Below are 20,993 nucleotides of genomic sequence, written 5' to 3'. Positions count from 1 at the left end.
CATCAACCGCAGATGCCCGGCCTACTTGCGCTCGCTTCCGGAGACGGCATGTCTCCTCTCGTTTACCTGACGTTGGTTCTGGCGATCGGCGTGCTCGCGCAGTGGCTGGCGTGGCGTTTCAAGCTGCCCTCGATCCTGCTGCTCCTGGCCTTCGGCTTCGCGCTCGGGCAATGGACCGGGGTCAAGATCGACGACTACCTGGCGACGGCCGACGCCCAGTTCAACCCGCTGCTATCAGCCGTTGGGCTGTTTGTGGCGATCATCCTCTTCGAGGGAGGGCTGACGCTGAAATTCAGCGAACTGCGCGAGTCCGGATTGCCCGTGCTGCGGCTGTGCACCATCGCCGTGGTGATCTCGATGGCGGCGACCGCCCTCTTCATGTGGCAGGGTCTCGGCTACGACCTGTGGCTGGCACTGCTGACCGGTGCCATCCTCACGGTGACCGGCCCCACCGTGATCGCCCCGCTGCTGCGCCACGTGAATCCGACGCGCAAGATGGGCTCGATCTTCAAGTGGGAAGGCATCGTGGTCGATCCGATCGGCGCCATCCTCGCGGTCCTCGTGTTCAAGGCGGCCCTGGCCTCGGATGCGGATTCCGCATGGCTGGCGGTATTGGTTTCGATGGGCAAGCTGCTCGGCATCGGCGTCATCGGCGGCTACGCCCTCGGCAAGCTCGTCGAGGTCCTGCTGCGCAAGCACCTCATTCCCGACTATCTCCAACCGGTCTTCCTGCTGGCGGTGGTCGCGGTGGCCTTCACGGCTTCCAACCAGTTCGAGAAGGAGGCCGGACTCCTGACCGTCACTGTGCTCGGCATCGTGCTGGCCAACCAGCGGTCCGTCTCGGTGAAGCACATCCTCGAGTTCAAGGAGAACCTCCGCACGCTGATCATCTCGTCGCTCTTCATCGTGCTGTCGGGCCGGATCGCCGTCGACGACCTCACGGGGACCTTGTGGAAGGGCGTGGCGCTGCTTCTCTTCCTCATCCTGATCGGACGCCCTCTCTCGGTCTTCGGGTCCCTGATGGGATCTCCCAAGACCACCCGCAACGAGCGGATCTTCCTCGCCTTCCTCGCGCCGCGCGGGATCGTCGCCGCCGCCGTTGCCTCGATCTTCGCGCTCGAGTTCGAGATCGCGGCAAACAACGGGATGTTCGACGACCGGGCCTCCCTCATCGCCACCCAGTCCGCCGAAATCTCAGCCCTGATCTTCCTCATCATCATCGGCACCGTCGCCGTCTACGGCCTGGGGGCCTCCCCGCTGGCACGGATGCTCGGCCTGTCTTCCAGGAATCCGACCGGCATTCTCTTCGCCGGTGCCGACGAGTGGGCGCGGGTGGCCGCAAAGGCCCTGGCCGACGACGGCCACCAGGTGATGCTGCTCGACACCAACTTCAGCAACGTGTCCGCCGCCAGGATGCTCGGCTTGGAGGCCCACCGCGCCAACATCCTCTCCGAGTTCGCCGAGGAGGAACTCGACTTCAACGGTCTCGGCTCGCTGATCGCCGGAACGCCGAACGACGAGGTCAACTCGATGGCCACCCAGAGGTTCATCCACCAATTCGGCCGTGCCGGCGTCTGGCAGATCGCGCCGCACGACCACGAGACCCGCAATCGCACCTCCGCCGCCTCGGACGTCCGCTCGCAGGTCTGCTTCACCCGCGCCCCCGAACATGCCGACCTTCAGGAATTCGTCGACAAGGGCGGAGTCGTGAAGAAATCGCAGATCACGGACATCTTCACCTTCGAGGATTTCGCCCTCACCTACGAGGGGCAGCCCTACCACATCCTGTTCCTTTCGGACGAATCCAAGGGACTTCGGCCGGCCCCGGTCGAACTTGAACGAGTCTCCCGCGGGACGACGCTTTACGTGCTGCTGCCAAAACAGGAGACACCCGGTGATAAACCGACTTCGGAGGGCCAGTAAGTGCTGAAACCCAGACTGTCGTCATCATGATGCACACCTTCAAACACATCTTCTTCTGGCTCTCCGGCGCCGGCTCCGAAACCCTCGAGCAGTGCCCGAACTGGGAGCAGCGGAAGTACGTCGCCTTCGGCGCCACCGTGCTGGTGCCCTGCGCCTTCGCCTTCATCGCCTGCTCCTACGCGCTTTCGACCATCACCGACAGGGCGGCGGTCATCTACCCCGTCGCCGCAGTCTGGGCCTTCATCATTCTCACGATCGACCGCGCCCTGCTGGCCGGATACCGGCCGTTCCTCTCCTGGCGGCGCAAGCTCTCGCAGTTCTCGCTGCGCCTCGGCGTCGCCATCCTCATGGGCATCACCATCGCCCACCCGCTGGTCCTGCTGCTTTTCCGCGACACCATCACCTCGGTCGTCGAGGAGGAACGCGCCGCCGAAATCGAAGAGGTCCGCGGCGAGTTCGCGGAAACGAAGGCCGGCGTGCGGGCCGAGATCGCCCGCCTCGACGACGCGGTCGGCCAGCAGCGCGAGAAGTGGACCGAGAGCTTCCAGGCCCGCTTCATCATCCAGGACCGGGATTCCGCCGAGGACGCCATTCCGGGGCTCACGCAGAACCAGCAGAAGGAACTCGACGCCGCCGTCGCCGAGGCCGTGGCCCCCTTCAGCGAACGCCTCGAAACGGTCCAGGCCCAGCACGACGAACTGACGCCCCTCTACACCAAGCTGCAGACCGAGCTTTCCTATTGGCAGACCGAGTATGAACGCGAGTTGAACGGCCAGCGCTCCGGCCTGGTGGGCGAAGGTCCGCGGGCCAAATCCATCAAGGCCGACCAGCTCGAACCCCGCCGCGCCGAATCCCAGCGCATCGCCGGACTGCTGGAACACCTCAGCGCCGAAAAGGCGATGCTGCAGACGCAGATCCGCACCGCCGAAGCGGGTGCCATCGCCGCCTTCGAGGGGCGCCTCGCCGAAATCGAGGCCGCCAACCGCGCCGAGGAGCAGCGTGTCGCCGCGCTCAAGCGCCAGGTCGAGGAAGACCAGGCACAGGCCTTCGTCACCCAGCAGAACTCCCTCCGCGACACCATCAAGCAGCAGATCGACTCGCTGCTTGCCGAGCAGGAACTCGCCAAACAAGAGCTGGCCGCGGTCGGCACCGAGGAGAGAAACCGCATCGCCGCGATCCAGGCCGAGCCCCGCCGCGACATCCTCACCCAGACGCTGGCCCTGCATAACCTCTTCCAGCAGGGTTCCGAGGGCGGCAAGTTCGCGCTCTACACGTATTTCATCCTCACCGCCCTGTTCATGCTGGTGGACACGATTCCGCTGGTCGTGAAGTTCTTCACCAAGCCGGGCCCCTACGACACCCTCCTCGACCGTGACGAAATCTCCTTCGACTCCGAGCACGAGGCCTTCAAGACCAGCCACGGCCGCTACATGGAGAAGCTCGCCGACGGCAACCTGATTGCCGTCACCCGCAACAAACGGCTCGAGCACGCGCTGGTCGATGGCGTCGAGCATTCCCGGGCGGCGCGCGAATTTCTCGACTCGATGATCGCGATGGAACGCTCCTTCGCCGAGCAGATGCGGCTCGAGCAGGAAGCCCACGAGCACTCGGGGCCGGAGAAGCTCGCCATGCTCGAAAAGATGAAGGCCAGCTTCTACGAGGACCTCCACCGCCGCATGGAGAACTTCTTCAAGAGCAGCGTGACCCAGAGCTGAGTTGGCGCAAAGCAATGCTTTGCGCGAGGCGGACGATGCTCCCTCCTACGCCAAGGCTACGGCGGACAGGCCAGCTTCGTCTCCGGCGATGACATCTTCCTACACCTCCCTCGAAGCCGAGCTCCACGACCTGTTCTGGGAAGGCGAGGACACGCCGGAACTCGAGTGGCTCGACGCCCTGCTTCGGGAATTCCCCGGCCCCTCGCTGGAGGTGGGATGCGGTTCGGGACGCCTGCTCCTGCCCCTGCTCCGAAAGGGCCATCCAATCGAAGGGCTCGAACCCTCGGCAGCGATGCTCAAGCTCTGCCGCGAACGATCGGCGGAACTCAACCCCGTGCTCCACTCCGGTGACATGACGACTTTCAGTAGCGACAAACTCTATCGCTCGATCCTCATTCCGGCCTTCACCCTCCAGCTCTCCCCGCAGCCCGCCGACGACCTCAAGCGCCTGCGGGATCGACTCACCGCCGACGGCATCCTTTACCTCACCGTCTTCCGCCCCTTCGCCGAACTCGACGGCGAACTGCCCGAGAATGAGTGGTATGACGATCACCAGACGGAACTGCCCGGGGGTGGAAATGCCTCGCTGAGAACCCTCCATCAAATCGACCGCCAAGGCCGGATCCTCCACCGCCGACATCACTATCGCGTCGAGCAGGATGGCGAGGTCCGTGAACACCATAGCGAACAAACCATCCGCTGGTTCGAGCCAAAGCAACTCGCGCGGATGCTGGATGACGCCGGTTTCGGGATCGACCGGGCCCTTGCCGACTTCGACGAAACGATCCCCGTCACCGAGGACGCCCAGATCATCACGGTCGTCGCACGACCCCGCGTCCACCCTTGATCCGGAAGATTCAAAATCTGAAGTCCGAGATCTGAAATCTGAAATCCGGGCTACTCCGACTCGTCGGCACCCGCTTCGGCCACCGCTTCCTCGACCGCCGGTTCGAGCCGGCGCAGATGCACCTGGCCGACACGTCGGCCATCGGTGCTGGTGACCCGGGCCTCCCAACCGAGGATCTCCATGCTTTCCCCCACTTCCGGGAAACGACCGAGTCTCTGGGTGATGTAGCCACCGACGGTGGTCACCTCGCCGCTCTCGAGTTCCAGTCCCTCCTCGATGTCGGAGAGGTCGTTGAGGGTCAGGGTGCCATCGACGACGAACTCGTCATCATTGACCCTCACGAATTCCGGACGCTCGTTGTCGAACTCGTCCTGGATGTCGCCGACGATCTCCTCGATCACGTTGTCGAGGAAGACGATCCCCACGGGTGTGCCGAACTCATCGACCACCAGCGCCAGGTGCGCCCGCTCCTTGAGAAAGAACTTCAGCAGGATGTCCAGCGGCATCGTGTCCGGCACGACCTTCAGGTCCCGCCGGATGCGCATGAGGTCCGGATCGGGTCCGCCCACCAGCTTGAGCACGTCCTTGATGTGGATCAGCCCGATGTGGTTGTCGAGGTGACCGCCCTTCACCAAGGGAAAGCGCGTGTGCTTGGTCCGGCGCGCCACCTCCAGCGCTTCTTCGAAAGGCTGGTCGGCATCCAGCACCACCACATCCTGCCGCGGCGTCATCACGTCGCGCACCCAGAGTTCATTGAGTTCCAGCGCGTTCACCGCGATCTCCCTTTCGGTGTCGGTGACCTCCATCGCCGCGCCACTCTGGGTGACCAGCAGCGCCAGCTCCTCGGCGGAGTGGATGTGTTCGCCCTCCGAGATCGGGTCGATGCGGAAGACATTCTTCAGCAACAGGTTCGCCGTGCCGTTGAGCACCCGGATCGCCCAGTGGAAGGACTTGTAGAAGACATGCAGCGGCTTCGCCAGCCGGAGCGTCGTCGCCAGCGCCTTGCGGATGGCGATCGACTTCGGCAGCAACTCGCCGATGACGACGTGCAGGAAGGTGAAGGAAATGATCGCGAGCCCGAAGGACAGCCAGTGGATGATCGGAATCGAAAGACTGAAGAGCGCGACTTCCTCGGGCATGCCGAGCTTCCACAACGCCGGCGACACGAACGCCTCGACAAACGGCTCACCGAGGAAACCGAGCGCCAGCGAGGCGATCGTGATTCCCAACTGGTTTGCGGAAAGGTAGCCGTCGAGCTTGCCGACCACCCGCATCGCCGTCTCGGTGCTGCCCGGCTTCTCCTTCTCGACCGTTTCGAGCTGGCTCGGCCGCACCTTGACGATCGCAAACTCCGAAGCGACGAAGAAGGCGTTGAGGAGCAGGAAAAACGCGATCCCCGCCAGATACAGCAGGGTCCGTGGAAAGCTCGGGAAGTCCTTGGAAATCTCTCCCCCGGCGGCCGCGAGCAGCGACGGCATGTCTGACAAGGCCTCGATCACCGTCTCACAATTTTTCGTAGGTCCCCTGGTCGCGCTTCTCGAGAATGGTGAAGCCCGCCTTCTTGGCGTCGCTCACCGAGAGCGGCTTGGTGATCCGGGGCGTGTTGACCTTCGAGATGACCTTCCTCACCGGGTTCCGGCAGGCGAGGCATTTCTCCAAGGGGGCGCGATCGACGGGGCGACGCAGGTCGAAGCCCTCGCGGCAGATCCGACAAGATCGCTCGGGATCGTCGGGGTGCTCGGAAACGTATTCGTAAATCGGCATTGCTGGACGGGAGGACGAGCAGTTTCCGCCTCCCGTCGAAGGCAGGAGAGACTGCCCTACCAGCTCGACTTCGTCACGCCGGGAATCATCCCGTGCGACGCAAGTTCCCGGAAGCTGATCCGGGAAAGCCGGAAGCGGCGAATGAAGGCGCGGCGGCGACCGGAGTGCTCGCAGCGGTTGACCACACGGGTCGGGCTGGCGTCACGCGGCAGCATCGAGAGACCAATGTAGTCCTTCTCGGCCTTCAGCTTGTGACGGAGGTCGGCATACTTGGCGACGGTGCGCTTCTTGCGTTCGTTGCGGGCTGTCCAGCTCTTCTTAGCCATAATTCGGGGCGCGGGAGATAGCCCATCACCCCGCCATTGCAAGCCAAATCCAGCAATTTTTCCCACTCCCCGCAACTTTTCTCCGGACGTATTCCCCCTTGAGAACCCGCTCGGATGCCGCTTTCATCCCCCGCCATGTTCCGGCGCTTCCGCCCGCTCGCCCTTCTCGCGCTCGCAGCCCTCGGCTCATGCGGCGGAGAGCCGCAGACCCGCCACCACGTCCAGAACTACCCCACCCAGCCCGCCCCGCCGGCCAGCGACGGCGTTCCGGCGATCGCGCCACCCCAGATCTACGGCGAAAGCGCGATCGTGATCGACGCCCGCAGCGGCAAGGTGTTCTACGCCAAGAACGCCGACTCGATCCGCCCGGTCGCCTCGACCCAGAAAATCATCACCGCTCTGGTGGTTCTCGACGCCGGATCGCTGGACAAGAGGATCACCATCGAGAACAGCGACACCGCCTGCGAGCCCACCAAGCTCTACTTGAGGCCCGGCGAGGTTTACACCCGCGGTGCGCTGACCAAGGCGCTGATGGTCAAGAGCGGCAACGACGTCGCCCGTGCGCTCGCCCGTGACATCGGGGGTTCCCAGGAGGGCTTTTCGGCGCTGATGAACCGCAAGGCGGCGTCTCTCGGCATGCGCAATTCGAACTTCATCAATCCCAACGGCCTCCCGGCACCCGGCCAGTACTCCACCGCCCGCGACATCGCCATCGCCGCCCGCCACGCCTACCGGAGCGGCACCATCCGCTCCTGGACCAACACCCAGAAATACACGTTCCAATATGCCAGCGGCCGCACCAAGGTGCTGGAAAACACCAACAAGCTCCTCAAGTCCGTGCCCTACTGCGACGGCATGAAGACCGGCACCACCAACCGCGCCGGACGCTGTCTGGTCGCCACCGGCACCTACAACGGACGCTCCGCGATCACCGTCGTTCTCAAGAGCAACTCCCGTCACGTCTGGGACGATTCCGAAAAGCTCCTCCGCTGGGCTCTCGAGTCGCCCCGCCGCTGAGGGGGAGCGCCGGCGTCCTGCCGGCACCGTCGGGCATCCTGCCGGGCGACCTCCGGACCGTTTCCCATCACCATGCGCCCCGCCCATCCCGAGCGAGAGCTGGCCGACCTCGCCGAGGCGGGTCTGCTGCGCCAGCTGCGCGAAACAACGCCTCTTGGAGGGACTTACGTCGGCCGGGACGGATACGGTTTCTGGAACTTCGCCAGCAACGACTACCTCGGCCTCGCCGCCCACCCGCTGATCCGCGACGCCTTCCACGAGGGCCTCGACCGCTTCGGCCACGGTGCCGCCGCCTCCCGGCTGATCACCGGCAGCCAGCCGCCGCACATCCGTTTCGAAGAGCAACTCGCCGAGGCCAAGGGAACGGAGGCCGCACTCCTCTTCTCCTCCGGCTTCGCCACCGCCGTCGGAGTCGTTCCCGCCCTCGTGGGAAAAGGCGACTTCGTCATCCTCGACAAGCTCTGCCACGCCTGCCTGATCGATGGCGCCCGGCTGTCCGGCGCGACGCTCCGGGTGTTCCCCCACAACGACCTCGGGAAGCTCGAGAGTCTTCTCCAGGGCATCCGGAGCAAGAACGCCGAAGCACGGGTCCTGATCCTCACCGAGTCGGTCTTCTCGATGGACGGCGATCTTTCCCCGCTCGAGGGAATCCTCGACCTCAAGGAACGCCACGACGCGCTCCTGCTCCTCGACGAGGCCCACGGCTTCGGCGTCCTCGGACCGACCGGCATGGGCCTGGCCGAGCAACTCGGGGTCCAGGATCGCATCGATTTCCACATGGGCACCCTGAGCAAGGCCGCCGGACTCTCCGGCGCCTACCTGGCGACCTCCACCATCTGGCGCGACCTCCTCGTCAACCGTGCCCGCTCCTTCATCTACTCGACCGCCCCGCCGCCGGCGCTCGCCCACGCCGCCTCGGCCGCGGTGACCCTGATTCGGTCGGATGAAGGTGGGGCATTGCGGACGAAGCTCGCCGAGAAGGTCGCAATCCTCCGCCCCGATGGGCCGCCGACCCCCATCATCGCCCGGATCGCAGGCGACAATGAAGCGGCCTTGTCCGATTCCGAGCTCCTGGCGGACCATGGCTTCATGGTGCCCGCCATCCGCTATCCCACCGTCCCGCGTGGAAGCGCGAGACTTCGGATTTCCGTTTCCGCCGCCCACCCGACCCACGCCGTGGAGGGACTCGCCCGACTACTCTCCCGCTTTCGCTGAAAGCTTGCAGCACCGCCCCGGGTAGCGCTGGAATCACTCCGTCACTCCATTCCATGAAAACCATCCTTCTCTCCCTCGCCCTCATCGTTCCCGCCTTCGCGCTCGAGGAAGGCTTCACCCCGATCTTCAACGGCAAGGACCTGTCGGGTTGGAAGAAGGTCAACGGCACCGGCGAATACAAGGTCGAGGACGGCTGCATTGTCGGCTTCGGCAAGAACATCAAGGGCAACACCTTCCTCATCACCGAGAAGACCTACGGCGACTTCGACTTCCGCTTCGAGATGAAGATGGACGACCTCTCCGGCAACTCGGGCATGATGTTCCGCGCCGAGCAGAAGCCCGGCGAGAACGGCCGCGTCTTCGGCTACCAGTGCGAACACGGCAACCGCCCCGAGCGCGCCTGGACCGCCGGCATCTTCGACGAGGCCCGCCGCGGCTGGCTGTTCCCGAACAAGGGCAACAAGGAACAATGCGCGGCCTTCACCGAGCAGGGCAAGAAGCTGATCAAGTGGGACGACTGGAACGACATCCGCATCCTCTGCGAAGGCAAGCGGATCCAAATCTGGCTCAACGGCGAGCAACGGGTCGACTTCACCGACGAAGGCAAGGAGTTCACCCCGGAAGGATTCTTCGGCCTGCAGGTCCACGGCGGCAAATCTTGCAACGTCCGCTGGCGCAACCTGCGGATCAAGGAACTGGATTCCTGAAGGCGATGAGGAGCACGGCCTGGCATGGGCTTCATCCGGGCCCCTGAAGGGCGCACCACTCCATGACCAGGAACCGAAGCAACCGGGGTCGTGTGATCGCGTGGAGCGCCGCGGCGTTCTCTCTGCTGCTCGCCGCGTCGCTTGCCATCCTCAACGCCCCGCCGCAAATCTACGCGGAAAACGCCATCGTGATCGATGCCGGAAGCGGCGAGGTCCTCTACGCCAAAAATGCCGACTCGACCCGCCCGGTCGCCTCGACCCAGAAGATCGTCACCGCCCTCGTCGCTCTCGACTCCGATCTGCTGGAGAAGCAGGTGACGATCGAGGAAAGCGACACGGACTGCGAGCCCACCCGGCTCGATCTGATGCCGGGCGAGGTCTACACGCGGGGAACCCTGGCCAAGGCCCTGATCGTCCGGAGCGGCAACGACGCCGCCCGCGCGCTCGCCCGCGACATCGGCGGCTCCCGGGAAAGATTCTCCGCCCTGATGAACCGCAAGGCCGCCTCGCTCGGCATGCGCAACTCCCGCTTCGTCAATTCCAACGGCCTCCCGGCACCCGGCCAGTATTCGACCGCCCGCGACATCGCCATCGCCGCCCGCCACGCCTACCGCAGCGACACCATCCGCTCCTGGAGCAGCACCCGGAGCTACCCCTTCCAGTATGCCAGCGGCCGCACCAAGGTGCTGGAGAACACCAACCAGCTCCTCGACTCGGTGCCCTACTGCGACGGCATGAAGACAGGCACCACCGACCGCGCCGGGCGCTGCCTCGTGGCCACCGGCACCCACAACGGGCGCTCGGTCATTGCCGTGGTCCTGAACAGCACCCCACGTTACATCTGGGACGACTCCGAAAAACTCCTCCGCTGGGCCCTCGAATCCCCCCGCTGATCGGGAGCGCGGCTTTGCAAGCCGCTCGCATCTTCCTCGACCGGTGAAGCGGCTTGAAAAGCCGCGCTCCCCATCGACTCACCCCAGCGCCGGCACGTCGATCCAGCGCCCCTCGGCGTCGGACTGCAGGCTGAGCTCGGCGAGTTGCACTCCCTTGGCACCTTCTCTGAGGGTCCACGGGAACGGGGCGTCCTCGGCGACGTGCTTGAGGAACATCTCCCACTGGACCTTGAAGGCATTGTCGAAGGGAAGCTGGTCCGGCACCTCGTTCCAGTCGGCGTAGTAGTCGATCGGACTGTCGATGTCGGGGTTCCACACCGGCCGGGGAGTCATCGACTCGTGCTGCACCCAGCACTTGCGCAGACCGACGATGGCCGAGCCCTTGGTGCCGTCGACCTGCATGGTGAAGAGATCATCGCGCCGCACGCGAACGTTCCATGACGAGTTGAACTGGCAGACCACCCCGCTGTCGGTCTCGAAGACCGCGTAGGCCGAGTCATCCGTCGTGCAGGGATACATGTTGCCCGCTTCGTCGCGCCGCTCGGGGATGTGCCTGGCGGCCTTGCAGAAGACGCGGGTCACGTTGCCGAAGCAGTTGTCGATCACGTAGCGCCAGTGGCAGTGCATGTCGACCACCAGCCCGCCGCCGTCCTCCTTGCGGTAGTTCCAGCTCGGACGCTGGATCGGCTGGCCGTCGTATTCGCCGGTGAAGACCCAGTAGCCGAACTCGCCCCGCACGCTGAGGATCCGACCGAAAAAGCCCTGCTCCTTGAGCAACTGAAACTTGCGGATCCCCGGCAGCCACAGCTTGTCCTGCACGGTGCCGTTCTTGACGCCCGCGGCCTCGGCGGTTTCGGCGATCGAAAGGGCGTCGGCGACCACGGTGGCGGTCGGCTTCTCGCAGTAAACATGCTTGCCGGCCGCGATGGCCCGCTCGAGGAAGGCCTTGCGATAGGGCGTGCCGGAGGCGTCGAAGAAGATCGGGTAAGCCGGGTCCGCCAGCACCGCATCGAGGTCGGTGGTGTGCTTCGCGACCCCGTGAGCCTCCGCCAGGCGACGGACCTTGTCCGCGTTGCGACCGGTCAGGACCGGTTCGGGGATGAGCCGGCTGCCATCCGAGAGCACCACGCCGCCCTGCTCGCGGATCGCGAGGATCGAGCGCACCAGGTGCTGGTTGGTTCCCATGCGTCCGGTGACGCCGTTCATGATGATGCCGATGGTCTTGTCGCTCATAAGTCTGAGGGTTGGTCGCGGTAGATCGCGTCGTACTGCTTGAGAATGAAGTCGAGGTAGTCGTGTTGGTTCTCCGACCACCACTTGCGGGAGAAAATTTCGATCTCGGTGAAGCCGCTGAAGCCCGTGTCCTTCACCAGTGCGTCGATTTCTCGCAGCGGCGCGCAGCCCTCGCCCATGACGCCGCGGTCGAAGAGCATGTCGACCTGGTCCGGCTTGTAGTCGCAGATGTGATAGCCAAGCAGGCGGCCGGCATCCGCGCAGCGACGCGTCTCGGTTTCGAGGTCCTGGTCCCACCAGGTGTGGTAAACGTCGAGCGCCACGCCCACATTGGCCGCTCCGATCTCGTCGCAGAGGTCGTTGGCCGTCTTCATCGTGTTGATCGCCGAGCGATCGCCGGCATACACCGGGTGCAGCGGCTCGATCGCGAGCGTGCTGCCAGCCTCCGCAGCCCAACCCGCCATCTCGGCAATGCCGTCGCGGATCTGCTCGTAGTTTTCCCGCGGCGTCTGCCCGGGCGTCGCCCCGCAAACCAGTACGATCATCGGCAGCCCGAGCGCCTCGGCCTCCCTCACGCACTCACGGTTGGTCTCCATCGCCCTGGCCCGGTCCTCCGTGGTCCTGCCCGTGAAGAACCCGCCGCGCACGTGGGCGACCGGCTTCAGACCGGCGTCGTCCATCTGGCGCTTCACCTTGGCGAGATCCAGACCCTCGATCGTTTCCCGCCACACCGAGATGCCGCCGATGCCCCGGCGCGCGTAGTGCTCGATGCACTCACCCATCGACCATGGCCGGTTGGTGAAGGTGTGCAGCGCCAGTTCGGGATACTTCATGCCGTCAGGCGGTGGCAATGCGCGCGATGGCCTCGCGGGTCATCTCCGTGATCGTGTCGAAACGCCCCTCCTTCATCAGCGAACCCTTGACGAACCACGATCCCCCGATTGCCGCCACCGCATCGAGCTTGGCATACTCCGAGGCCTTTTCGGCATCGATGCCACCGGTCGGCACGAAGCGGATCCCGGTGTGGCCATACGGGCCGATCAGGGCCTTGAGCATCGTCACGCCCCCGAGCGGCTCGGCCGGAAAAAACTTGAGCGTCTCGACGCCGAGGGCCCGCGCCATCTCGATCTCGGTCGGACTCGTCACCCCGGGGAAAATCTGCATGCCGACCCGCTGGGCCGCCTGGATCACGGCGGCATTCAGCCCGGGTGCCACGGCGAACTCGACGCCGAGATCGGCGAGCTGCGGAACCACCTCCGGATCGAGCACCGTGCCGGCACCCACATGCATCTGCGGAAACTTCTCACGGATCCGGCGGATGCCGCCCATCGCGGCCGGGGTGCGCAGGGTCAGTTCGATCACATCGAGACCGGCGGCCAGCAGGGCTTCCGCAAGAGGTTCCGCATGTTCCTCATCGTCGAGAACCACTATCGGCAGCAGTCGTTTTTCAAGCATCGTCGTGTCGCAATCGGGTTTGCGCCGCCCTCCGGACGGCACCGCCACACCATCACGAGCGGTTTTTCTTGCAAGTCAAATAGCGCTCCTCCGAGATCCTCACGACGTTGAAGAGGCCATCTCCCAACCCACCGTTTCCAGACCCCGACAATACCAGCCATGATCGACACCCGGAACGCCCCGTCCACCGCCGACCTCAAACCCGCCCTCGATCGGTTCTTCGAGCTGACCAAGGACAAGATCGCCAACCTCGACTCCGAATATGACGAGTCGAAGGGCAGTCCGGTCTTCACCGTCGAGGGGAAGTACACCACCCGCGGCTGGACCGAGTGGACCGAGGGCTTCCGCTACGGCATCGCCATCCTTCACTTCGATGCGACGGGCGACGAGGCCTCGCTCGAGAGCGGCCGCTCGCGGACCGTCGGCAAAATGGCCTCGCACGTCTCGCACATCGGTGTTCACGACCACGGATTCAACAACCTCTCGACCTACGGCAACCTGCGCCGGCTGATGCTGGAAGGACGCCTGCCGGCCGACGAGTGGCAGCGGCATTTCTACGAACTCGCCATCAAGGTTTCCGGCGCCGTCCAGGCGTCGCGCTGGACCACCCACCAGCAAGGCGGCTTCATCCACTCCTTCAACGGACCCCACTCGCTCTTCGTCGATACGATCCGCTCGTGCCGGATCCTGATGGAGGCCCACCGCCTCGGTCACGTGCTGATGGCCGAGGGCGACAAGCCCATCTCCCTGCTGGAACGCGCCCTGCGGCACATCGAATCGACCGCGCGCTACTCGGTCTTCTACGGCGAGGGTCGCGACCGCTACGACGTCCGCGGACGCACCGCCCACGAATGCGTCTTCAACACCACCGATGGCGCCTACCGCTGCCCGAACTCGCAGCAGGGCTACACCGGCTTCACGACCTGGACCCGCGGTCAGGCCTGGGCCTGTCTCGGTTTCGCCGAGGAACTCGAGCTGCTCGAGGCCATGGACGAGGCCGACTTCGCGGACTTCGGCGGCAAGGCGAAATGGGAGGCGATCATGCTCAGGGGTGCCACCGCCGTGGCCGACAACTTCATCGAGAACACGCCGACCGACGGCATTTCCTACTGGGACCAGGGTGGTCCGAAGCTGCACCTGCTCGGCGACTACCTCGACCGCCCGGCCGACCCCTTCAACGCCCACGAGCCGGTCGACAGCTCCGCCTCGGCGATCACCGCCCAGGGCCTGCTGCGGCTCGGCCGATACCTGCGCGCCAAGGGCGACAGCGACGCGGCCCAGCGCTACGAGAAGGCCGGCCTCGTGACCGCCCGCTCGATCTACTCCGAGCCCTACCTCTCGACCGACCCGGGGCACCACGGGCTCATCCTCCACTCGATCTACCACCAGCCGAACGGCTGGGACCACCAGCCCGACCCCGGCAAGGCGGCCTACGGTGAATCCAGCATGTGGGGCGACTACCATGCCATGGAACTCGCCGTCTATCTCCAGCGCCTGATCGAGGACAAACCCTACCTGACCTTCTGGACCGACAACAGCAACTCCCAATAGCCAACAAGAAACACCCAATAACCAGCGGCAGCACCTGGATCTGCGCCTTGGACATTGGAGATTCCTTGCTGGGTGTTGATCATTCCATCCAACCATGAAAACCGCGCTCATCACCGGAGGCTCCCGGGGCATCGGCCTCGGCTGCGCCAAACACCTCGCCAAGGAGGGCTTCGCCATCGCCATCAACGGCGTTCGCCCGATGGAACAAGTCACCGAAGCCCTCGACGAAATCACCGAAGCCGGCGCCCCGGAAGTGCTCTACTGCCAGGGAGACGTCGGCAGCGCGGAAGGACGGGAGGGCATCCTTGCCGGCCTTCGTGGTCGTTTCCCCCGCCTCAACGTTCTCGTGAACAACGCCGGTGTCGCGCCCCTCGAACGACTCGACCTGCTCGACACCACGCCCGAGTCCTACGAGCGCCTGATGCGCATCAACCTCGAGGGACCGTTCTTCCTCTCGCAGGCCATCGCCAACCAGATGGTCACGTCGAAGGAAGTGGATCCGGCATTCGAAGCCTCGATCATCAACATCAACTCGATCTCGGCGACCGTCGTCTCGACCAACCGCGGCGAGTACTGCGTCTCAAAGGCCGGCCTCGCCATGGTGACCCAGCTCTTCGCCGCGCGGCTCGGCGAATTCGGGATCCCGGTTTACGAGGTCCGCCCCGGAGTCACCCGCACCGACATGACGGCGGGAGTTACCGAGAAATACGACCGCCTGATCGACGAAGGCCTCTGCGTCACCAAACGCTGGGGCACGCCCGACGACATCGGCCAGGCGGTGGCCGTGCTCGCCGGCGGACGATTCCCCTACTCCACCGGCCAGGTGATCATGGTCGACGGCGGCCTCACGATCCCTCGGCTGTAGGCAAAGCATCGTCGGAGGACGACGAGCAGGATGTCCAGCATGAGAGTGGGATGAGTGGAATGATCGAATACCCGGAATGGCTCGCCCATCTTCCCCCGTCATCCCATCCATCCTTCCCGATCTCATTCATCCTGCCCCCACTTCCCCAGGATCGCGATATCCGCTTCGCTCCGGAACCGGCCTGACCGACTGCAACATTCCCGTTCCCGCTTGCCGGACCCGAAGCCGCCCCCTTGGATGACGTCCATGCGCTTCGCAATCTGCAACGAGACCTACGGCGAAGTCCCGCTTGCCGAATCGGCCCGCCTCGCGGCGGAACATGGCTACACCGGGCTGGAGATCGCCCCCTTCACGCTGGCCTCCGACATTGCCTCGCTTTCAGCCGGGACGACCACCTCGCTCGGCGATCAGGTCCGCGACGCCGGCCTTGAGGTCGTCGGCCTCCACTGGCTGCTGGCCAGGACCGAGGGCTTCCACCTGACCCACCCCGATGCTGGCGTCGCGCGGGCCACGCTCGACCACGCGCGCCGTCTGGCCGACCTGTGCCACGGACTCGGCGGCTCGATCATGGTCTGGGGCAGCCCCCAACAACGGAGCCTCGAGGCGGATTGGCCTTACGACGATGCCTTCCAGCGTGCGGCCGACCTGCTGCGCTCCGCGGCCGAGCATTGCGGCCAGCTCGGGGTGACCCTCGCCATGGAGCCCCTCGGCGCGGTGGAAACGAACTTTCTCACCACGGCGGCGGAGACCATCCGGCTCTGCCAGCTCGTCGATCACCCGGCCTGCAAGCTTCACCTCGACGTCAAGGCGATGAGCTACGAGGACGAGGCGATTGCCGACGTGATCCGCGCCTCGAGGGACTGGACCGTCCACTTTCATGCCAACGACCCGAACCTCTACGGCCCCGGCATGGGCGAGGTCGACTACCCTCCCATCGTCGAGGCGCTCGAGGAAACCCGCTACGACGGCTGGGTCTCGGTCGAGGTCTTCAAATACGATCCGTCGCCGGAACACATCGCGCGCACCAGCCGGGAGAACCTCCGCCGCTTCTTTGGTGCGTGACTCGCTCCGCCCCCGGACCGGCCCGCTATCCGACCCGGCGCTGAAAGCTTGAAGCTTGCATGCCGTATGGCCTCCGGTCAGAAACCTGTCCGACAAATCCACCCCTTCCCATCACCCTCCCCACGGTTTCCAGCCGGTGAGGGGTCCACGCTACCGATCTTTCAGTCCGCCACCAATCCCATCTCCCAACCCACAGCTGCATGAGCGACCCCACTTCCAAAGAACCCGCCGACATGTCGGTGAACTCGCAGATCGAGGAACACCGCCAGATCATTCTGGATGGCGAAGCCAAGGGGGGAGCCAGCAAATTCCTGGCCTACGCCCGTCTCTCGGGTCCCGGCTGGTTGCAAAGTGCGATCACTCTCGGCGGCGGCTCGCTCGCCAACGCGCTCTACCTCGGCGTCCTCGGCGGCGTCGCCTTCATGTGGCTGCAGCCCATGGCGATGATGTTCGGCATCGTGATGATGAGCGCCATCGCCTACATCACGCTTTCCACCGGCAAGCGCCCGCTGCGCTCGATCAATCAGCACATCAGCCCCATCCTGGGCTGGGGCTGGCTCGCCGCCTCGATGATGGCCAACATCGTCTGGTCGCTTCCGCAGTTCGCGCTCGCCGTGGCGGCGCTGCGCCAGAACCTGCTGCCCGGGGTGCTCGGAGCCGAATCGGGACTCTCCGAGTTCTCGGGGATGCTGATCGCCGCGGTGATCGTCCTCGCCCTGGTGATCACCAACGTGATGATCTACATCTCCGGCGGCAAGGGCACCAAGGTCTTCGAGATCATCATGAAGGTCATGGTCGGAACGATCGTGATCTGCTTCTTCGGCGTCGTCATCCAGCTCTCGGTCGCCGGCCAGATCGACTGGGGCGCCATCGGCGCCGGGCTCATTCCCAGCTTCGAGAGCCTGTTCACTCCGGCCCCGACCTTCGCCCCCTACCTCGATCAGCTCAGCGAGGGCGGGCGCCAGTTCTGGTCGGACCTGATCGTCGGCCAGCAGCGCGACGTGATGATCGGCGCGGCGGCGACCGCGGTCGGCATCAACATGACCTTCCTGCTGCCCTATTCCATGCTCCGGAAGGGCTGGAACCGCGACTTCCGCGGCATGGCGATCTTCGACCTCTCCACCGGCCTGTTCATCCCCTTCATGCTGGCCACCGGTTGCGTGGTCATTTCCGCCGCCTCCCAGTTCCATGCCCAGCCCGCCCCCGGCCTCGTCAGCGAATTCAACGCACAGGGCGAAAAGGTCGAACCCGCCGCCAATCTGGTCGGCCCCTACAAGGGGCTCCTCGCCAAGCGGATGCTGGCCAATATGGATTCCGCGGATCGCGCGGCCTTCGAGGAGCTGTCGAAGGACGACCAGAAGGCCAAACTCAAGGAAATGGGGGAAACGGGCACTGAAGCCCTGCCCCTCGAAGAGCGCACCATGGCCGCGATGCTGGTCAAGCGCGACGCCTTCAACCTCGCTCAGACCCTTGAGCCGCTGGTCGGCAAGAAGGTTGCCAACTACGTCTTCGGCTTCGGTGTGCTCGGCATGGCACTCAACGCCGCCACCATGCTGATGCTCATCAACGGTCTCTGCTTCTGCGAACTGCGCAACCGTGCGCCCAAGGGCTGGACCCAGCGATTCGGCTCGTTGATGGTCTGCGTCGGCGTGCTCGGGCCCTTCTTCTGGAAGGGGGATGCCCAGATGTGGCTGGCCGTGCCGACCTCGGTCTTCGCCATGGTCCTGCTGCCCATCGCCTACGTCGTCTTCGCGCTGATGATGAACAACAAGACCATTCTCGGCAAAGACATGCCCGGCGGTCGCAAGCGCATCGTCTGGAACGTGCTCATGGCCGGCGCCTGCACCTTTGCCGCCATCGGCAGTCTCTGGTCGCTGTGGTCGAAGCTGGGCTGGATCGGACTGGTCTTGTTCGCCCTCTTCATCGTGGTGGTGATCACCACCCGCAAGAAGGTCACGCCGGCCCCGGCCCCGGTGATCAACTGACCCCTCCGACCGCCACCGTCAAACCCGTCCATCCATACCACTCCCCATGAAATTCGGAATCATCGGAGCCGGCATGATCGGCCAGTTCCACGCCAAGGCCATCACCGCCATGACCGGCGGCGAACTCCACTCGGTCTTCGACCTGCGCGCCGAGGCGGCCGAGAAACTGGCCGCCGAGTATGGCATCAGGGCCTACTCGGACATGGAGGCCTTCTACGCCGATCCCGAGCTGGAGATCGTCACGGTCGGCACCCCCAGCGGCGCCCACCTCGAGCCCTCGCTGGCCGCCCTTAATGCCGGCAAGCACGTGATCTGCGAGAAGCCTCTCGAGGTTACCACCGAGCGCATCGACCAGTTGATGGACGCGGCCGCGAAAAACGGCAAGACGCTCGCCGCGGTGCTCAACCGCCGCTTCCACCCCGGCATGGATGCGTTCAAGAAGGCCGCCGACGAGGGCCGCTTCGGCATCCTCACCAATGCCTCGTGCTACGTGAAATGGTATCGCGACCAGGCCTACTACGACTCGGCCGGCTGGCGCGGCACCTGGGCGCTCGACGGCGGCGGGGCGCTGATGAACCAGTCGATCCACACGGTCGATGCCCTGCTCTACCTCGCCGGGCCCGTGAAATCGGTCCAGGCCAACACCGCCTGCCTCGCCCACGAACGCATCGAGGTCGAGGACATCGTCGTCGCCATCGTCGAGTTCCACAACGGCGCACGGGGCGTGATCGAATGCTCGACCTGCACCTGGTCGAAGGACGGCCACCCGGCCCGGGTCCAGCTCAGCGGCACCGAAGGCTCGGTTTTCCTCGCCGACGAATCCTTCGAGATCTGGGACTTCATGAACGAGAAGCCCGAGGACGCCGAGATCCGCAGCACCCTGATGAAGGGCCAGGAAGCCGGCCTCGGCGCCAACGACCCGAAGGCGATCAACTTCTACCAGCACCAGCGCAACTTCGAGGAGGTGGTCAATGCCATCGCCGAGGGCCGCGAACCCAGCACCTCCGCCGCCGAGGCCCGCAAGCCCGTCGAACTCATCCAGGCTATCTACAAGTCCGCCCAGAACGGCGGCGAAAAAGTCGAACTCTAAGGTCGCTGCGGCTTCCAGCCGCCCCTTCCCTATCGAACTCCAAGCTCTTCGCTCCATGCTCCAAGCTCCCAAACTCACCGGATTCGCCGACGAAGCCTCCCGCGATCTTTCGAAACAAATCGCCGCCACCCAGGAGATCGGCTGGAGTGCGATTTCCGCCCGCATGATCGGGGACCACAACATCCACGAGATGCCCGAGGCGGACTTCGAGGCCGCCGCCGACCAACTCGACGCCGCGGGCATCCAGATCCCCGAGTTCGGCTCGCTGATCGGAAACTGGGCCAAGAAGATCGATTCGGACTTCGACATCACCCTCGCCGAGGTCGAGCGTGCCATCCCGCGGATGAAGCGTCTCGGCACTCAGTTGGTGCGCATCATGTCCTACGCCCAGAACCCCTGGGGCGAGGACCAGCAGGAGCAGGAGCGCTTCCGCCGCCTGCGCGAGATCGTCGCCCGCTTCTCCGACGCCGGCCTGACGGCGATCCACGAGAACTGCATGAACTGGGGCGGCTTCTCCGCCGAGCACACGCTGCGCCTGGTCGAGGAGGTCCCCGGCCTCAAGCTCGTCTTCGACACCGGCAACCCGGTCTTCCAGCGCGACCGCTCGAAGCCCGAACCCTTCCCGTGGCAGGATACCTTCGAGTTCTGGGAAAAGGTCCGCGACCACGTCGTCCACATTCACATCAAGGACTGCCACAACCCGGTCTCCGACGACGTCGAACCGGAGTACACCATGCCCGGTGACGGACAGGCCAAGCTCCGCGAAATCCTCGCCGACGCCAAGTCGCGCGGCTACGACGGCTGGATCGCCATCGAACCGCACGTCGCCACCGTCTTCCACGCCCCCGACCCCGCCGCCGTCGACTGGCAGCAGTGCTACGACTCCTACGTCGAATACGGCAAGCGCTTCGAGGCGCTGTGGAGTGGCGCTTGACAAGCGCCATTACGGGGCGCGGCGATCTCCCGATCGCATCTGCAGGCGGTCCTCCCGCGGATGGACGCTTGCAGGATCGAAGGCCTGCCGCAGGTTTCTCGGGGAGCCCTGCTTCACCCTGCGGCTGAAAGCCGCCCCGCCCCGCCATGGCTCCTGCAAGGAGCCACTCCCATGCCCATCCTCGACTTCTTCCTGGCGGAGCGCTACCTCCTCTACTCAGCGGATCGCGAGGGTGGCATCCACCACGGCCGGGTCCACCACACTCCCTACCGGCTGACCACCGCCGACTGCCCGGAGTGGTCCGCGGCCCCCGCCCGCTGGGACGGCCTCAAGTCTCCGGAGGCCCCACCCGACTCCGCCCTGGTTGCCGAACCGGTCGACGTTTCGGTCTTCCCGCTACGCCGCGCCTGA

20 protein-coding genes are annotated in these 20,993 nt (G+C 65.1%); 14 read left to right on the top strand and 6 right to left on the bottom strand.

The window, feature by feature from the left end:
* Window positions 1–12: 12 nt before the first annotated feature.
* The 3 genes from ACG2LG_RS00560 (at window position 13) to ACG2LG_RS00550 (ending at window position 4,485) form a co-directional block, all read left to right on the top strand.
* The gene (locus ACG2LG_RS00560; protein WP_396255399.1) at window positions 13–1,923 is read left to right on the top strand and encodes a cation:proton antiporter; all 1,911 of its coding nucleotides are present in this window, start codon (window positions 13–15) and stop codon (window positions 1,921–1,923) included.
* Window positions 1,924–1,949: 26 nt separating this feature from the next.
* On the top strand, window positions 1,950–3,638 hold the full coding sequence (locus ACG2LG_RS00555; protein WP_396255397.1) for a DUF4407 domain-containing protein: 1,689 nt from the start codon (window positions 1,950–1,952) through the stop codon (window positions 3,636–3,638).
* Window positions 3,639–3,726: 88 nt separating this feature from the next.
* Window positions 3,727–4,485: a class I SAM-dependent methyltransferase gene (locus ACG2LG_RS00550; RefSeq protein ID WP_396255396.1), complete on the top strand. Its 759-nt coding sequence runs from the start codon at window positions 3,727–3,729 to the stop codon at window positions 4,483–4,485.
* A 50-nt stretch (window positions 4,486–4,535) separates the two neighbouring features.
* Here the strand turns inward: ACG2LG_RS00550 and ACG2LG_RS00545 are convergent, their stop codons facing one another.
* From ACG2LG_RS00545 to rpsN, 3 genes are read right to left on the bottom strand one after another with little or no spacing between them, the layout of a single operon-like run.
* Window positions 4,536–5,984, bottom strand: a complete 1,449-nt coding sequence (locus tag ACG2LG_RS00545; protein ID WP_396255394.1) for a hemolysin family protein — start codon at window positions 5,982–5,984, stop codon at window positions 4,536–4,538.
* 4 nt (window positions 5,985–5,988) lie between these two features.
* Entirely contained in the window at window positions 5,989–6,249 is a 261-nt protein-coding gene (locus ACG2LG_RS00540; protein WP_396255392.1) for a zinc ribbon domain-containing protein, read from the bottom strand.
* 56 nt (window positions 6,250–6,305) lie between these two features.
* A complete protein-coding gene (rpsN, locus tag ACG2LG_RS00535; protein WP_396255391.1) occupies window positions 6,306–6,575 on the bottom strand; it encodes a 30S ribosomal protein S14 in 270 nt (89 codons plus the stop codon).
* A gap of 135 nt (window positions 6,576–6,710) precedes the next feature.
* Here rpsN and ACG2LG_RS00530 point away from each other — a divergent pair, with 135 nt between their 5' ends.
* The 4 genes from ACG2LG_RS00530 (at window position 6,711) to ACG2LG_RS00515 (ending at window position 10,407) form a co-directional block, all read left to right on the top strand.
* A complete protein-coding gene (locus ACG2LG_RS00530; RefSeq protein ID WP_396255389.1) occupies window positions 6,711–7,592 on the top strand; it encodes a D-alanyl-D-alanine carboxypeptidase family protein in 882 nt (293 codons plus the stop codon).
* A 72-nt stretch (window positions 7,593–7,664) separates the two neighbouring features.
* On the top strand, window positions 7,665–8,807 hold the full coding sequence (locus ACG2LG_RS00525; RefSeq protein WP_396255388.1) for an aminotransferase class I/II-fold pyridoxal phosphate-dependent enzyme: 1,143 nt from the start codon (window positions 7,665–7,667) through the stop codon (window positions 8,805–8,807).
* A gap of 53 nt (window positions 8,808–8,860) precedes the next feature.
* A complete protein-coding gene (locus tag ACG2LG_RS00520) occupies window positions 8,861–9,514 on the top strand; it encodes a DUF1080 domain-containing protein (RefSeq protein WP_396255386.1) in 654 nt (217 codons plus the stop codon).
* Window positions 9,515–9,576: 62 nt separating this feature from the next.
* Window positions 9,577–10,407, top strand: coding sequence for a D-alanyl-D-alanine carboxypeptidase family protein (locus ACG2LG_RS00515; RefSeq protein ID WP_396255385.1), 831 nt, complete (start codon window positions 9,577–9,579; stop codon window positions 10,405–10,407).
* Window positions 10,408–10,485: 78 nt separating this feature from the next.
* Here ACG2LG_RS00515 and ACG2LG_RS00510 read toward each other — a convergent pair whose 3' ends face one another.
* Genes ACG2LG_RS00510 through eda form a run of 3 tightly spaced genes read right to left on the bottom strand, consistent with a single transcriptional unit; the run spans window position 10,486 to window position 13,095 of the window.
* Window positions 10,486–11,640 carry a Gfo/Idh/MocA family protein gene (locus tag ACG2LG_RS00510; RefSeq protein WP_396255383.1) on the bottom strand — a complete coding sequence of 385 codons (1,155 nt, stop codon included), beginning with the start codon at window positions 11,638–11,640 and terminating at the stop codon, window positions 10,486–10,488.
* Window positions 11,637–12,473 carry a sugar phosphate isomerase/epimerase family protein gene (locus ACG2LG_RS00505; protein WP_396255382.1) on the bottom strand — a complete coding sequence of 279 codons (837 nt, stop codon included), beginning with the start codon at window positions 12,471–12,473 and terminating at the stop codon, window positions 11,637–11,639. The genes ACG2LG_RS00510 and ACG2LG_RS00505 overlap by 4 nt, the downstream gene beginning before the upstream one ends.
* A 4-nt stretch (window positions 12,474–12,477) precedes the next feature.
* Window positions 12,478–13,095 carry a bifunctional 4-hydroxy-2-oxoglutarate aldolase/2-dehydro-3-deoxy-phosphogluconate aldolase gene (gene eda, locus ACG2LG_RS00500; RefSeq protein WP_396255381.1) on the bottom strand — a complete coding sequence of 206 codons (618 nt, stop codon included), beginning with the start codon at window positions 13,093–13,095 and terminating at the stop codon, window positions 12,478–12,480.
* 159 nt (window positions 13,096–13,254) lie between these two features.
* Here eda and ACG2LG_RS00495 point away from each other — a divergent pair, with 159 nt between their 5' ends.
* From ACG2LG_RS00495 to ACG2LG_RS00465, 7 genes are all read left to right on the top strand, one after another.
* Window positions 13,255–14,646 (top strand): glycosyl hydrolase, encoded by a 1,392-nt coding sequence (locus ACG2LG_RS00495; RefSeq protein WP_396255379.1) that lies wholly within the window; start codon window positions 13,255–13,257, stop codon window positions 14,644–14,646.
* Between the two features lie 94 nt (window positions 14,647–14,740).
* A complete protein-coding gene (locus ACG2LG_RS00490) occupies window positions 14,741–15,511 on the top strand; it encodes a 3-ketoacyl-ACP reductase (RefSeq protein WP_396255378.1) in 771 nt (256 codons plus the stop codon).
* A 246-nt stretch (window positions 15,512–15,757) separates the two neighbouring features.
* A complete protein-coding gene (locus ACG2LG_RS00485) occupies window positions 15,758–16,573 on the top strand; it encodes a sugar phosphate isomerase/epimerase family protein (RefSeq protein WP_396255376.1) in 816 nt (271 codons plus the stop codon).
* Window positions 16,574–16,773: 200 nt separating this feature from the next.
* Entirely contained in the window at window positions 16,774–18,558 is a 1,785-nt protein-coding gene (locus tag ACG2LG_RS00480) for a divalent metal cation transporter (RefSeq protein ID WP_396255374.1), read from the top strand.
* Window positions 18,559–18,604: 46 nt separating this feature from the next.
* Window positions 18,605–19,648, top strand: a complete 1,044-nt coding sequence (locus tag ACG2LG_RS00475) for a Gfo/Idh/MocA family protein (protein WP_396255372.1) — start codon at window positions 18,605–18,607, stop codon at window positions 19,646–19,648.
* 55 nt (window positions 19,649–19,703) lie between these two features.
* Window positions 19,704–20,582 carry a sugar phosphate isomerase/epimerase family protein gene (locus tag ACG2LG_RS00470; RefSeq protein WP_396255370.1) on the top strand — a complete coding sequence of 293 codons (879 nt, stop codon included), beginning with the start codon at window positions 19,704–19,706 and terminating at the stop codon, window positions 20,580–20,582.
* Window positions 20,583–20,753: 171 nt separating this feature from the next.
* Window positions 20,754–20,993 (top strand): DUF2071 domain-containing protein, encoded by a 240-nt coding sequence (locus ACG2LG_RS00465; protein ID WP_396255369.1) that lies wholly within the window; start codon window positions 20,754–20,756, stop codon window positions 20,991–20,993.

Source organism: Haloferula sp. A504 (assembly GCF_044385805.1).
Classification (GTDB): domain Bacteria; phylum Verrucomicrobiota; class Verrucomicrobiia; order Verrucomicrobiales; family Akkermansiaceae; genus Haloferula.
This window is presented reverse-complemented; position numbering and strand designations above follow the sequence as displayed.